The organism is Chryseobacterium flavum (assembly GCF_003385595.1).
Lineage (GTDB): Bacteria > Bacteroidota > Bacteroidia > Flavobacteriales > Weeksellaceae > Chryseobacterium > Chryseobacterium flavum.
Genome location: NZ_QNUE01000006.1, coordinates 20,406 through 36,036, shown reverse-complemented (window position 1 = coordinate 36,036; position 15,631 = coordinate 20,406). Strand labels below are relative to the sequence as shown.

The window sequence follows — 15,631 nt, the reverse complement described above, 5'->3', positions numbered from 1 at the left end:
TTAAAAATATCTTATAAAGACCTTTCAAAAATCTGAAAGGTCTTTTTTTTGTAGGATTTTTTATAAATTACACCCCCAGAAACTGATTCCGGTTCCTGAGGTTATAATTATGACCTTTAATTACCAAACACCCATCACATGATCACCTATATGACACTGCCCGGCGATACTTTAGAAAAGATTGCTGCCGACCTGAAAGTTGAAAACCCCGTATACCTTAAAGAATTTCACAATACATACTGTGCCCGTCACAACAGGCTTGCGGAACCTGTACAGCTGTACCCCGGAACTCTTCTGCATATCCCATTCGGAGATGAAATCAATATTCTTAACCAACAGATCAATGACAGGGGTGACAGCTTATATTACCATCCTCCTCATGGGAAAATGATATATCAGATTCCTTTACTGGGCGGGGCCTATACCATCAGACATCAGAAATATCAGGATGGAATTCTACAGGCGGGCTATCAGTATCAGACAGAGCTGAAATACCTGAGAGCTGAAAAAAATGATCATTTCTTTTCATTGCAGATCTTCGGATCCGGTAAAGACGGAATGGAATCTGACAGTAAAATGGCCGGCCTAGCTAAAGCCTGCGCAGCAATTCTGTTTCCTGTAGAAATCAGGGTAAACTCAGCACTTGAGCTTACCGATGTGAAACTCTACCATCCAGAATTAGCTATTAAAAATGAACTGGATACATTGAAGAAATATTTTACAGACAATTTTTCTGCTTCATATATTGATCAGATGAAGAAAAAAGTGGAAGATAGAGATCATACGATGTCAAGTATCAGACAGACGTTGCCGGTACATTTTCTTTTTGGTTCTTTTTACAGGGCAAAGTATAGTGACTGGACAGACTCCGGGATTTACCATGACTTTATTCCATGGCTGACCAATGCTTCCCCTATCCGTTTCGAGCTTTATAACCGGATCTTACCCAAAGAGCAAAACGCTGCTGATGAACCTCTAAAAATTATCCAAAGTGGTAAATCGTGTGATTACCGGAATCTTAACGAGCTTTATGATAAAAGCTATCCATATCAGGAACAGGCTTCTTTCAATAGCCGCTCCGTGTCCTGCAATCATGAAGCTGAATATATTTTTGACCGCACAGATCTGGTTATTAAAAAGATCATCGGATCTTTTGAAATTCAGATTGGTGATGTAACCGAAAAAGATGTTGTTATCATGGAAAAGCAATAAAACAGAGAGATTAAAAACTGAAATTGCTATTGATAACGGAAAATAAAAATGTCTTATTTTACATTTAAGTTAATTTAGTATCTTTGAAGCAACACCAAAAACGCAAAATATGTCCGGATCCGCATCACCACATGACGGAAAACATTTCGTTATACAGAAAGGAAAAGCTCAATGTAATCAGGGAGACCTGTTTCCACAGTTTAAAGTAACTTCCCATCAGAAACATTACTGGAATAATGAAGAGGGGCAGGCTGATTATCTGGCTGTCACTGAAGATGATCTGCAATTTAACCCTCAGGGTCCAAGTTTCGGAAAGTGCAAACTGAAACCATCAGCGGGAGGATATCTTCCCTGTGCCTATTCTCCTGCCGGAAAATGGCAAAAAACTTATGAAAAAGTAAAAATATTGGGAAAAAGCTGTGTCACAGAAATTTCAGAGCTTATGTGTTCCACAGGAGGAAAGATCACCATTATGGAACACGGGCAGACCGCGGCTATGAGTAAACAGAATATAAAAAATGCAGATCCGCAGGAACAGCATCATATCAATCCTTTTTTAGATTTTAAAGAATTTCAGAAGGAGACAGAAGACCATGAAGCAGATGCTTATTAACCATAACCTTTTCCACCATGTCAAAACAAGGAGTTTATAAAATTTCAGGAAATACCAAACCAAAAGTTGGTGAGCAGGTTACCTACACAATAGACGAATGGTATCCGGCCACTCCAATAACAAAAAGAAATCCGGCACTCGTTACCTGGCACCTGTTTAAAAAGGTAAATGGAAAGTTTGTACCTACTAACATAAAGAAAGTTGGGGTAAGCAGTTTTACTTTTAATACAACAGCCTATAAAGATACATTCAGGATAGAGGCATATCTTCACAATCCGGAAGGAAGAGCACCTATGGCGCTGGAAATACAACCCCAGCCCAGCGACGTACCAAAAATTAATAAAGTTGAATTAAAATATATAGATGATACCCCGGGAACCGTCTTCAGTTTTACAGAAAAACTGGTTGCAGAAGCCAGATGTATGAACCTGGAAGCTGAGTATCTGCTGTTTACTCTTTGGGAAGATGATGCCGGTAGCTCAGGACATAGTAACAGCAATACTCCTATAGACAGCAAAAAGGAGAAGGTAAAAAACGGAATTGCCAGAGCAGAATTCATGCTGACAAAAGCGCTTATGAGAAAAGCGATGCAGGGGGAAACAGATCCACAGCAAATAGAATTCTATGTAACGGTAGAATATTATGCCCATAAAAAGCATGCAACCAATAACGTAAATGTCAGTACTCCTGACGAATTACGTCCTGTGTCTGGCCAACCATCACAACAACAACAACAACAACAACAACAACAACAACAACAACAACAACAACAACAACAACAACAACAACAACAACAACAACAACAACAACAACAACAACAATCACCCGAACCAGCTCCGGTACAACCTCAGCCAGAACCCCAATCAGCTCATGGAACTGCCCATAATACCCAGCCGGCAACCTCTCCCCCTCCGGGAGGAGTCTCTCCTGCAACTGTGGATCCGGTAAAAGTAGAAGACCTTCTGGATGCCTATTTTGCAAAAAAAGAATATATCAAACAAACCGGAGAAGAAGATGGTACCCATACCTATACTTTCGGAGGAAGTAAAAGCGGCAACAAAACGGGAACTGCTGAAGAGAAAAATAAGGTGGCAAAAACTATTCTTGATAAAATTAAAGACAGCCTGAAATCTCAGAAAAAATATACTACTCTTGAAGTGATTGCCGCAGCATTAACTGCTGAAGCTTACGGTAAAGATACTGTCAATCAAAAAACAGTAACATTTAAAACCTTTAAATTGGGCGCAGACTTCAAAAAAGTAGACAGTGCTCCATTAGATGATAAACTGTATCTGGTAGCGAGAACTATGCTGCTGGATGGAAAACAGGTCTCTATCTCCATCAAAGAAAAAGACGGAATCATCAAAGGTACCGCAGATGCCATTCTACCTGTTCTGGAAATTACCGAAGAACAGATGGAGCAGAAAACGCCTGCCGGACAGGCTGTTCCAGGAACTGAAAAAACAGTATTCACAGGAACAGTAAAAGACAATATGGTCAAAATCCCGATTCATCTCCGTCCAAAATCCGAAGAAGAACTGCAACAATGGAAAGATAAGATCAGCAAAGGAAAAGAAGACGGAACTTACACCTATACCTTCGGTGGTCCTACAAGCATAAAAAATGACGCTGAAAAAAAATCGATCGCCGGAACGATCCTCAAAAATGCTAAAGAAGGCAAACGTGGAAATCCTAAAATAGAAGACGGAAAGACATCCAGTGTTGAAGAAATAGAAAAAGTTTTAGAAATAAAAGATTACAGTGCCGGAAATACCATTACCTTTAAATTATTGAAAAAGGTACCGGAATTCTTGTATCTTCACGCTAAAGCTCAGGGAGAGAAGCAGCATGATAAGGAGTTTCTGAAGAAGGATGGAGCTTATTTTGAAGTTTCTAAGAAATGTCCAAGATGTGGAGTTTTAACAATGGAAGAACTTAATGCTATATTTACGGATGCAACTGAAGATAAAAAAAGAGAGTTAAGGGATGCCTTCAATAAAGCAAATAGTAAATTAGGACTTAATACCTGTCAGCAAAAAGCTCATTTCTTTGCTCAGGTCAGAGAAGAAATAGGAACATCAATGGATGTTAAAGATGGAGAAAATCTTAATTATTCGGCGGATGTTTTATATAAAGGAAAATGGAACGCCAAAAAAAATAAATATGAAGTAATATTTAGTTACTATTATCAAAATAGAGAACGATCTTATAGAGATGGCAGAACATCTGAGCATCCTTCTAATCCAGTAGCTATTGCAAATAATGCATATGCTAACAGAAATGGTAATGGTGATGCGGCAAGTGGCGACGGATGGAAATATAGAGGACGTGGAATTATTCAAATTACAGGAAAAGATAAATATAATAAAATAAATTCCAGATTAAAAAGTGATTATTCAGAATTTGGTGTAGACATAGATGCCGATAATATTAACAATTTAAACGAAGGCACAGTAGCTAGTATGGCATATTGGAAAGAATACGGATGCCAAGATGAAGCAGAAAAAGGAGTTACCAGAGAAAATTTTGATAAAATAGTAAATATAGTAAATAGCTTAACCCCATCCCGAGAAGACAGATGGAAGCATTTACAACAAATGATCAAAATTTTTAAAGTCTCTGAGTGTAATGGTAATGAAGCTGAACCAAATTCAGCATGGCATAACCCACTTGATAATATGGAATTAAGAGGATGGTATTCTGATACCCAATGGACACCAGGGAAAAGTGATTTCCATGGAAGATCAGGTGGTAAGCATGATGGTTTGGATCTTTATGCTCCTGTTGGAACTCCAGTATATGCTTGTATCGACGGAGAAGTCACTTACAAGGCTGACCCGGGAGGATATGGCCATAGAACATTTTTAGAAGGAACATATAATGGAAAGAAATATTTCTTTATGTACTGTCATCTTTCGGAATATAAAACAGGCAAATTTGAAGCAGGCAAAGAAATCGGAAAAACCGGACAAACAGGAAATGCCTCTGGACAGCCTGCGAAAATGGCACATTTGCATTTTGAAGTCCGGACAGAAAAGATGTCTAAACCTTCATTTAATCCTTTAACAGAAATACCGGAACTTGGAAAAGCTGTTAATACAAACCCTGACCGTAACTCTCAAAATGGATTATAATTTATGAAAATTTCAAAATACTTAATCATTATCAATATATTCTTTTTATCCTGTAAGGAAACTTCAGGACAGAATATCGGTAATAAACATTCTGATCCAAGTCCTAAAATTGAACAACTTATTCCCAAAGACCAGAAAATAATAAGCCAGGAAAAGCTTGATATTGATGGTGATAATGAAAAGGAAACGGTAATAACAACCTCAGATGCCAGTGCTACAACATCTTATGAATATTGGTTTAAGAATGGTAAGCTTTTGTATCAATTCTCTTATCCATCAGGTTCTATCAACAAAAAATGGCTGGTAAATTTGGATGATGATAAGCTAAATGAAATTATCAGAGCTCAGGGGTATGAAGATGGTGTTGATTATGCTATCTATGATATTCAAAATGGGAAACAAATTCCCCTTTTATACTTTAACCCTGCCTTGCAGGATACTCAATATCCAGGAAAAACATTTTGGGGATATCCTGGCGATATAAAAGAATTGATAACAAATGCTGATAAGAAAATTCTGGTCTCATTAAACAACCATTTTGAAAGGGATGGAGATTATATAATACCTAAGGACCAGCGTGAATTACCCTTTATTTATTTTAAGGGAAGTACAACTCAGCCTGATATGACTGTCAATGAAATTCATAGTCCACAATATAAGAGTTTAGACGAAATTCGTTCTCTTATAGGTATACAATCTTCTGGTTCTACGTCTGAAGAACCTGTTTTTAGTACTAATGCCAACTTCAATAATGATCAGATAAAATATCGGATTGACGTTTTAAAGAATATTTCGGATAAAGACGCATATGACCAGAAGCATTTTAACCTACCCATAAAGATCTACAAAGGAAATGTATTGTGGAAAAGTAATAACTATTTGGTTTTTGATAAACGAAACAGTTGTATATCTGAGGGATTCGAGACAGTAGCAGTGAAAAATAATTACTTCACAATAGAACATCAGGATTGCTCGGATTATAACATATTGGTGAGTACCTATATCACCTTTAAGGTTAATGGAAATGAAATTTATCTACATAAATATGGGGAGAGTTATTTTGACAAGAGTAACCATGAGAGGAGTATGCCAATGAAGGTATGGACAGAAAAGAACTTCGGAAAAATCAAATTTGAAGATGTAACTACAGCGTTTCTTGAAAAATTACAATAGGCAATTTAAAACAATAAGTTAGTTTATGAGGGCGGATTCAAAATTCTGGAAACAATGAGATTGACTTATTTAACTTTTCTATTCGCTTTTTTTGGTTTATTATTAAACTGTAATAACACCAAATTAAAAGAATCTGAACCACAAAAGGCTGTAAAACAAACTGAAATTAAAGAAATTTTCAGTTTAGTAAAACCTGTCAATAAACCTGAGGAGCCACTGTATACTACTTTATATAATGGTTATTCTATTTCAATACAGTCAGACTCGTCTCATCAGGAACTTATCTTTAAAAAAGGAAATGTTGAAATAAAAAAAACATTGAAATTTTATTATGAAAATCCTGAAATTGTTTTCCATCTTTATAAGTCTGATCTTGATAATATTATAATATTAATTGAAGGCAGGGATTACTATGGCAGTAACTTAGGAGTATATTATATCGGAAGCAAAACAAATAAAATCATTGAAATAGATGATTCACTCAACTATACTCAGGATAACCCGGAAACGAAAGGATTTAAATTCCCAAAAGCAGAAATCATCAAAAAAGATGATGAATTAAAATGTAAGTTCTTCCTGGGAAATAAACTCTTATCTGATAAAACCTATGATATTCCTACTATAGAGAAAACTAGCTCTTCAAAAAAAGATATAATAGCTGACGCAAATCAAAGCACCACTCCTTCGGATTTAAAAGGAACCTGGGCTGTAATTTGTGAAAATGAATTAACAGAACTTGAGATTAATAAAAATGAAGGTTATTTATCCCTATATGATTTCAATGCAATTTACATCAATCTAAAGGTTGAAAAGGTATCCAATAAAAATGAATATCTTCTAAAATATGCAAGCCTAGCCTCTCAGCAAGATTACTATAAAGAGAATTTGAAAATTATAGATGAAGAAATATCAAAAGATAAGGTGATAGGAAAACTGATTCTACAAAAAAACGGAAAAGCAGAATTACAATGGACCGGATTATATAATATGAAAAAACAAAAGCTGGAATTTGTGGGCAATGATTTCCTTCTCATCAAAGAAAACGGTGGTAAAACACCTTTGATCCTTGAGCCATGTAAATAAACCCAGAAATATTCAAGATTATATAAAACAATAGCCCGTTTCTTCAAAAACCGACATCGGGTCATTAAGTTACTTAATTACAATATCAGCACCAGATCTCCTTAACTTTTATAAAAAAAGAAAAGCAAAGATATAATCATACGGAATTTTCGAAATTTTTCCTAAAAAGATGACCTAGAGTATTCCTGAGAGTTCCCTTCTTCAATTAAAAGCATCCCGTAGAAGTGGTGTTTTTTTCATAACTTTACTCTAAATTTAAGTACTTGACTAACCTTTATAAAAAAGACTCACCCTTTAAGGTTTACATATCATTCAAAAAATATTTGGATGTATTGGAACATATCCGTTATAATGACCGTCTTGAATACCGGGTTAATTATGCTGAATCTCTGATCGACAGAACCAGGAACTTCAAAGAAATAAAAGAAGGATTCCAGGATATCAGTCTGCTTGAAAAGCATGAAGACCTTATCAGACTACTTCTGGCGGATCTTTTTCCTACAGGCCTGACAAAGAATGAAATAAAAGCAGCAAGTATTCCTCTTTCCAATATTACCTTTAATTATACTGAAAGGTTTAAAAATATTCTGAAAGATGCGGGGAAAGATTTTGAAATTGAGCTCAGAAATATCAATGATAATGAATTTTATGTGTTCTGCTGCTGTTTAATTCTCCAGAGTTATTTCAAAAAAGATATAAAAAGCACAATCCCTCTTTATTATGATATCCCCAATAAACAGGGGATCATGAAACATTACAAAATTACAGTCAATTCAGATTTTACCGAAATTTACCCTACAGAGCATGCTAAAATCCCTTCCGAGGATATTATGGATATGCTTCTGGAAAACCTTGATGACTTTAAATTATGGAAAAAATACTTTCCTTCACAATCCTGGGTACTGAAAGGATTTACCATCATTTCACTTGTAGACTGTACCTCCGAAGTTGCCTTATCTGATCTGAAATCAAGCATGATCGAAATTGATCCTGAAGATCTCAACCCAAATGAAAACCTTACAGAGATTTTCAAATCTTATTTTGATGTCGCTGAGCTTAATTTCGGATTAATGACTTTCAACAAGAAAGAGCAGAAGCTTGATAAACTGCCCATATATGAGAGTCTTCTGACTAATCATATTCTTGATTTCTGGATCAACACTTTTGATGAGGAAATCAGGAAGAATACCTTCGATAATTTAAGTCACAATTCAAAACCTATTGTCGTTTCCAATGTTGATAACCTGGATGCAAATGTAAAACAACTTCCGTCATTCAGCATTTTAAAAAACAACAATATTAACAGTTTCATGGTGATTCCCATCATGAAAGATAATGAGCTTCTTGCCATTATGGAGTTCACTTCTCCTGTAGCAGGTAGCTTTAACGGTTTGAAGCTAAAAAAACTGGAGTTTTTTACTGATATGATTCTTTTCTCTCTGAGCAGGTTTTATTTTGAAAAAAATTATCAGATTGAAGCCATTATTCAGCGTGAATATACAAGTATTCATGACAGCGTTGTCTGGAAATTCAGAAATGAAGCAGAAAAATATTTTACTGCTTCCCTCGGAAAGAAAATGTATACTTTAAAACAGATTTCATTTAAAAATCTAACTCCATTGTTTGGGGTATCAGACATCCGGTCTTCTTCTGAAAAACGTTTTAACCTGATGCTTCAGGACCTTAATCAGCAGATCGACTGGCTGAATGAGATCTTAACACTGACAAATTCTGACTCAGAAAAATTTATGCTTGCACTGGATGTTTTTGAAAATGAATTAAACAATGAAATCAAAGCGGACACTGAACAGCGTTTTCAGCGGTTACTGAGGGAGGAAATTCATCCTTTCTTACAAGGGAAGCTGGAAGTAAAATCATCAAGAGAAGTAAAATCAAAGATTAAAAACTACTTTTTACAGGTACTTTCCCAGACTGATTTGTTTTACAATCACAGGAAAAAACTTGATGATTCCATTACACTAGTCAATAGAAAATTAGCTGACATGCTGGATGAAAATCAGGTCAAAGCACAGGACATATTTCCTCATTATTATGAACGGTTCAAATCTGATGGCGTAGAACATAATCTGTACATTGGCTCTACAATTGCCCCTGACCTGCACTATACTTCAAAAGTTATTCATAAGTTAAGATACTGGCAGCTGAAAACCATCTGCAAAATGGAACTTGATTTTCAGATTTTTAAAAAGGACCTTCCGATCCAGCTTGATATCGCTTCCCTGATATTTGTATATAACGAAAAAATAGATATCCGGTTCCGGATGGATGAAAAACGTTTTGATGTAGACGGTGCCTACAATTCATATTATGAAATCATCAAAAAGCGCCTTGATAAAGCTCATATCAAAAATTCAGCAGAAAGGATCACTGCCCCAGGGAAAATAACCATTGTTTACTTTGGAATGGAAAACCAAAAGGAATATCTGGACTATATCTCAAAACTCCAGAAAAAAGGTATTCTGCAACATGATGTAGAATTTTTAAAGGTCGAAGATCTTCAGGGAATCACGGGACTGTTGGCGCTGAGAGTTTCGATAAGTCAGGATCAGTCTATAAAATAGGTATCCGGTTTTTTAAGTTCACCTTGCGGAATTTTTGCCTGCTCAAAAATAGAAAATTCGATGGTACGGCAGATACTGTTCAGGGCAAGATCATTCTCTTCTTCCCCGAAAGGCTCCCCGATTTCCTGGATAATAGCATCCAGAGCAATAAAAGTATAACTTATTAACAGAACTATTAAAGGCATCATCCAGCCTAAAGAATCCACTAATCCAAAAGGCAGCCAGAAGCAATACAGATAAACAGTGCGATGAAGCAAAACACTATAAGCAAAAGGTAATGGGGTATTATAGATTCTTTCACAACCTCCTGAAATATTGGAGAACTGATTGAGCTGATGATCTAAAGCGGTCAGTACAATGGTATCTATATTCCCCTTTTTATTTTGTTCATTCAGCCAGTCTGCAATAAATTCCAGGATAATACCAGGAATGAATTTTTTACCTTTCAGCTGATCTACCTGTTCCTGAGAAAGCAGCCTTGATAAATGTTCCGTCCCGGATTTATCTCTCAATTGGTAATTCAGTGACCAGCAAAATGCTGAAATCATTTTGATGATTTTTTGCTTTTCTTCTCCAGCTACCGGAGATGGATCGTTAATCAATGACAAGATCTGTCTTGTCATAGACCTGGTTTCAATGACGAGCAGCCCCCAAAGTTTCCGCCCCTCCCAGAAACGGTCATAACTGGCCGAATTACAGAAGCCCATAAAAATAGCGAGAGCCAATCCTATCAATGTAAAGATAGTAGGATTCAGGTGTACTTTATAATCAAAGATTTTACCTTTGAAATAGTAAATTGCCAGGGAAAAAAGAGTTATGATAGTAAGTTGGACTATAATTTTTTTCAAAACAGACCCCCTCCATATAAATAACATTTTCAGCCAGTTCGCACGTTGTCTGACAATCATCTTATTGTACTTTTTAATTAAAGACTCAGAAAAGCAAATCCAAAGGACAGCACGGAAATAATGATCCCAGCCATAAAGACCTTATAAGTAATAGATAAAAGTTTATATTTCCGATCAAGAACCTTTCCGAGATAATAAAGGTCTTTTACCATAGAATCATAAATATAATCTCTGTCTTTGATCAGATCTTTCATGGCATTATGATAATCATCAAACAGCATTTGATGAAAGTTTCCAAAAAAGAGCAGATTTACTTTTCTGTTGACAATATCCTGATCAGTGAAGGTTGTTTTGGTAACATTTGGTTTGGTAGACAATATCGCAAAGATAATCGTCAGTACACTGGACAACAATAGAATAAAACTCGGAAGGATCAGATGGGCATTCTTCGGAGTATCCAGCTTGGGAACAAGTACGGAAAGACAAACCGAAATAATCACAGCGTTAACTGATAACAAAATATTGGCTTTACTGTCTGCAATATCACTCAGTCTGGTATGGTTGTTAAGCGTTACCCTGAATAAGGTATCAACACTTCTGTCTGACTTCTCTTTTTCTTTCTTACCTTCAATCCCCTCTTTTTTGTCTTCTTCTTTACTTAGCTTCTTTTCAATTTTCTTAATATTCTTCTTTTTTAGAGGTTCCCAGTTTTCTTTCGCATATTCCGTATAAAAAGTATGCTTATTTTTAAGCATATCCAGATTTCCGGCATTCCATTCATCATTGGAAAAACATCTTACATTAGTCAGCTCCCATTCTTTTCTTAATGCATCAGAAATATCATTATAATCATGGCCTGCAAAATGGCTGAAGTCGGCATCTTTTACGATTTTTTCCAACAGATTATCCGGTTCATGAGTAATCTTCGTCGCAAGAATAAGCTTTTCAACATCCCTGATATAATTCTCAGAATAATTTTCCTGAATCAGAAAACTCTTCATAATCTCCACTCCTCTCTCCTCATGATTCATGGCACATTCTATGTATCCGGTATCATGAAACCAGAGAGCTAGCAATACCTTTTCCTGATCATCATCAGAAACAGGGGTGTTCTTCATGATTTCTTCTGCCTTATTCACCGTATAGGCAGTATGAATAAAATTATGATAAAAATATACTGAAGATAACTTATCTTTGAATAAGATTTCAACATAATTTTTAGCTTTGTCTAGAATGCTCATTCCTGAATTTTTGTTAATGTAAATTTATGAATTTATCCTTTAAAACTCATCTAAAAAAAACTTCTATTGTTCTGAGAACAGTATTATCCGCAGGAGCACTTTATTCCTGTGCAACATATAACGTACAAAAGGGCAAAAACTTATTTGAAGTAAAAGATTCCGATATAAAATCAGAAAATGACTTTAAACTTTTCCTGATTGGTGATGCTGGAAATGCAGATGAGCCTCAGGCACAGAAAACACTGGATTTGCTTAAAAGTAAACTGGATTCTGCAGATAGTAATTCTATGCTGATCTTTCTTGGAGACAACATCTATCCTAACGGTATGCCTAAAGAGACCGCAAAAGATTATGCTCTTGCTAAGCAGAAATTAGAAGGGCAGCTTGCAATCACTAAGAATTTTAAGGGAAAAACTCTTGTGATTCCGGGAAATCATGACTGGTACAACGGACTGGAAGGCCTGAAAGCACAGGAAGACTTCATAAAAAGTTATTTTAATGATAAAAAACCGTTTCTTCCTAAAAATGGCTGTCCTATTGATGATATCAATGTAACCAAAGATATTAAGCTAATTGCTATTGATACAGAATGGGTGATTTCAAACTGGGACCATCATCCGGGAATCAATAAAAATTGTAATATTAAAACCCGTGAAGATTTTTTCACGGAATTTAAAGATCTTATTATTAAAAATCAGGGTAAAAGAATTATTGTTGCACTGCATCACCCTGTAATTAGCAGCGGTACCCATGCCGGTTATAATTCTCTAAAATCCCATCTATATCCTTTTAACAGCAAAGTACCGGTTCCCATTATTGCCAGCTTTGTTAATATTCTGAGAAGCTCTTCAGGGGCCAGTCCGGCAGATCTTAACAACCAACATTATGCTGATCTGGCCAACCGGCTGAAAAGTATCGTTCAGGATAAGGAAAATATTGTCTTTATCTCCGGACATGATCACAATCTTCAATACCATGAAGAGGGAAATATAAGGCAGATTATTAGTGGTGCAGGTTCTAAAACAGATCCGTCTACCATTGCTGAACAAACGGACTTTTCTTATGGAGGCAGTGGATTTGCAGTTTTAAACATACGAAATGACCAGAGCACAGATGTGGAATTCTTTTCGACAAAAGATGCCCGGATTCAAAAGTTAACCCATATATCAGTCATTTCTAAACCTGATGTATTTGTTAATAATTTTCCCAATTCTTTTCCTTCAACATTCTCTTCAAGTATTTATCCGGTAGAACTAACCCAAAAAGGTAAATTCTACAAGTGGCTTTGGGGAGAGCACTACAGAAAGTATTACGGGATTCCTGTTGAAGCTCCTACTGCCAACCTTTCAGAATTGAATGGCGGTTTTGTCCCTTTCCGGGAAGGAGGTGGAAACCAGTCCAACAGCTTAAGGCTGCAATCAAAAGATGGCCAGGAATTTGTCATGCGGGGAGTGAAAAAAAGTGCCATCCGTTTCCTTAATAATATGGCCTTTAAAAAAAGTACATTTGGAGAAGAACTTACCAATACTTTTCCTGAAAAGTTCTTATTGGACTTTTATACTACCAATCATCCGTTTACTCCATTTTCAGTTGGGAATATGGCTGACAAACTAGGTATTTTCCACAGTAATCCAAAATTATATTACATCCCTAAACAGCAAGCTCTTGGAAGGTATAATCTGGACTACGGAGACGAAATGTATATGATTGAAGAACGCTTTTCTTCTGATGCCAAAACACTGGCTGCACTGAATAATGCCAAAGACATCGTTTCAACGGATGATGTGCTGAAAAACCTGAACAAAAGTTACAAATACTCCATTGATAAAGGATCTTATATAAGAGCCAGAATATTTGATATGCTGATCGGTGACTGGGACAGACACTCAGATCAGTGGAAATGGGCCGTATATGAAGAAGGAAACAAGGTAATTTATAAACCCATTCCTAAGGACAGAGACCAGGCTTTCAGTAAATATGATGGTGCCGCGTTCAGACTTATTATGAATGTTCCCGCTATACGCCATATGAAAACATTCACGGAAGATATCAATAGTGTAAAGTGGCTGAACATGGAGCCCTACCCTTTGGATCTTATTTTTCTAAAAGGATCTAGTCAGGAAGAATGGGAAACCCAGGCCAGATATATTCAGGAACATTTAACTGATACTGATATTGATGATGCTTTTCAAAACCTCCCAAAAGAAGTACAGGATGAGACCATTGCCGATATTCAGAGAAAATTAAAAATAAGAAAAACAAAATTACAGAGCTATGCCGTTCAGTATTATGACGTACTTCAGAAGAAGGTACCTTTAGCAGGAACTGTAAACCCCGATAAATTTGTCATCACAAAGAATAAACATTCCATACTGGTTCAACAATATGATCTGGGAAAAAACAAAGATAAAAATGAACTGGTATTTGAAAAAAGCTATGATGATTCAAAAACAAAAGAATTGTGGCTCTATGGACTGGAAGATGATGATATTTATGAGGTAACAGGATCAGGAAACCCTAAAACAAATATCAGACTGGTAGGGGGATATAATCATGACATATATAATGTGGCAGATGGAAGGAAAGTAAAGATTTATGATTTTAAATCCCAAAAGAACACCTACAATGCCGGTAATGCGACAAAAAATATAACAGATGATTATAATATCAACACTTATAATTATAAGCATCCTAAATACAATTCTGTTGCAGGTTATCCGAACCTAGACTATAATCCTGATGATGGAGTAATTGTGGGGGTATTGGCAAATTATACTGTTAATAATTTTATTCGTGATCCGTATACCCAAAGACATAGCCTTAAAGCTAATTTCTACACTGCAACAGCCGGCTTTAGCCTTGCGTACAAAGGGATTTTCAAAAAAGCCATTTCAGGATGGGATTTTAATCTGGATGCAGCGTATACCACCCCAAGGTTTTCACAAAATTTCTTCGGACTTTCCAATGAAAGTAAATATGATAAAGAAAATACAGAAAGAGAATACAACAGGGCAAGGATTTCCAAATTCTACTTTGCACCGTCTGTTTCAAAGAAAAGCTGGATGAACCTCAGCCATCAGGTTCAGCTTACTTTTGAAGATAATAAGGTGCAAAGGAAGGAAGGAAGGTTTGTCAGTGAATCTCCGGATGTAAGACCTGAAGTATTCAACAGCCAGCAATTCGCAGGGGCAAATTATACATTCAGCTATAAAAACTCAGACAATACAGCATTCCCCACTCTTGGCATGGAATTTATGCTGAATGCCGACTGGAAGGCCACACTTTCAGACTTCAACAAAAATTTCCTTACCCTGAAAGGCATGCTTGCTATTGATCACCGGATTGATAAAAAAGGAATTTTCGTTTTTGCCAATTCAAGTAATGTCATGTGGATTAATAATAATAATTTTGAATTCTATCAGGCTGCAGCCATTGGGGGAAATAACGGAATGAGGGCTTTCAGGAACGACAGGTTTTCCGGCCGGTCCTATTTTACCAACAATTCAGAAATAAGATGGGATTTTGGAAGAATACGAAATAATATTGTTCCTGCCAATATGGGAATTCTTATAGGCTACGATATCGGAAGAGTATGGAGTGATCATGAAAACTCCAGAAAGTGGCATCAATCGGCAGGTGCCGGAGTCTGGCTGAGCATTGTAGAAATGATGTCTGCAAGGCTTAATTATTTCTACGGATCAGATGGAGGCAGAATTTCTGCAGGAATAGGAATGAAATTCTAATT

General features: G+C 36.2%; 9 protein-coding genes. 7 read left to right on the top strand and 2 right to left on the bottom strand.

What is annotated here, in order from left to right:
• Positions 1–138 precede the first annotated feature (138 nt).
• The 6 genes from DRF59_RS08810 (at position 139) to DRF59_RS08775 (ending at position 9,797) form a co-directional block, all read left to right on the top strand.
• Positions 139–1,212: a hypothetical protein gene (locus DRF59_RS08810; RefSeq protein ID WP_115958839.1), complete on the top strand. Its 1,074-nt coding sequence runs from the start codon at positions 139–141 to the stop codon at positions 1,210–1,212.
• A 109-nt stretch (positions 1,213–1,321) separates the two neighbouring features.
• Complete coding sequence (locus DRF59_RS08805) at positions 1,322–1,825, top strand: DUF4280 domain-containing protein (protein WP_115958837.1); 504 nt, start codon at positions 1,322–1,324, stop codon at positions 1,823–1,825.
• A 17-nt stretch (positions 1,826–1,842) separates the two neighbouring features.
• The gene (locus DRF59_RS08790; RefSeq protein ID WP_157967445.1) at positions 1,843–4,959 is read left to right on the top strand and encodes a peptidoglycan DD-metalloendopeptidase family protein; all 3,117 of its coding nucleotides are present in this window, start codon (positions 1,843–1,845) and stop codon (positions 4,957–4,959) included.
• Between the two features lie 3 nt (positions 4,960–4,962).
• On the top strand, positions 4,963–6,132 hold the full coding sequence (locus DRF59_RS08785; protein WP_115958831.1) for a hypothetical protein: 1,170 nt from the start codon (positions 4,963–4,965) through the stop codon (positions 6,130–6,132).
• A gap of 60 nt (positions 6,133–6,192) precedes the next feature.
• Positions 6,193–7,215, top strand: coding sequence for a hypothetical protein (locus DRF59_RS08780; RefSeq protein WP_123873673.1), 1,023 nt, complete (start codon positions 6,193–6,195; stop codon positions 7,213–7,215).
• A 323-nt stretch (positions 7,216–7,538) separates the two neighbouring features.
• Positions 7,539–9,797 (top strand): GAF domain-containing protein, encoded by a 2,259-nt coding sequence (locus DRF59_RS08775; protein WP_241505510.1) that lies wholly within the window; start codon positions 7,539–7,541, stop codon positions 9,795–9,797.
• Here DRF59_RS08775 and DRF59_RS08770 read toward each other — a convergent pair.
• Positions 9,782–10,705 carry a bestrophin family protein gene (locus tag DRF59_RS08770; protein WP_115958826.1) on the bottom strand — a complete coding sequence of 308 codons (924 nt, stop codon included), beginning with the start codon at positions 10,703–10,705 and terminating at the stop codon, positions 9,782–9,784. The genes DRF59_RS08775 and DRF59_RS08770 overlap by 16 nt on opposite strands.
• Before the next feature lie 17 nt (positions 10,706–10,722).
• Positions 10,723–11,886 carry a Pycsar system effector family protein gene (locus tag DRF59_RS08765; RefSeq protein ID WP_115958824.1) on the bottom strand — a complete coding sequence of 388 codons (1,164 nt, stop codon included), beginning with the start codon at positions 11,884–11,886 and terminating at the stop codon, positions 10,723–10,725.
• Positions 11,887–11,912: 26 nt separating this feature from the next.
• On the opposite strand from DRF59_RS08765, the gene DRF59_RS08760 reads away from it, so the two are divergent.
• Positions 11,913–15,629, top strand: coding sequence for a metallophosphoesterase (locus tag DRF59_RS08760; protein ID WP_115958822.1), 3,717 nt, complete (start codon positions 11,913–11,915; stop codon positions 15,627–15,629).
• Positions 15,630–15,631 lie beyond the last annotated feature (2 nt).

Coding starts and splice junctions, on each gene's coding strand:
- DRF59_RS08790 (WP_157967445.1), top strand. CDS start 1,843: ATGTCAAAACAAGGAGTTTATAAAATTTCAGGAAATACCAAACCAAAA.
- DRF59_RS08810 (WP_115958839.1), top strand. CDS start 139: ATGATCACCTATATGACACTGCCCGGCGATACTTTAGAAAAGATTGCT.
- DRF59_RS08765 (WP_115958824.1), bottom strand. CDS start 11,886: ATGAGCATTCTAGACAAAGCTAAAAATTATGTTGAAATCTTATTCAAA.
- DRF59_RS08805 (WP_115958837.1), top strand. CDS start 1,322: ATGTCCGGATCCGCATCACCACATGACGGAAAACATTTCGTTATACAG.
- DRF59_RS08760 (WP_115958822.1), top strand. CDS start 11,913: ATGAATTTATCCTTTAAAACTCATCTAAAAAAAACTTCTATTGTTCTG.
- DRF59_RS08785 (WP_115958831.1), top strand. CDS start 4,963: ATGAAAATTTCAAAATACTTAATCATTATCAATATATTCTTTTTATCC.
- DRF59_RS08770 (WP_115958826.1), bottom strand. CDS start 10,705: ATGATTGTCAGACAACGTGCGAACTGGCTGAAAATGTTATTTATATGG.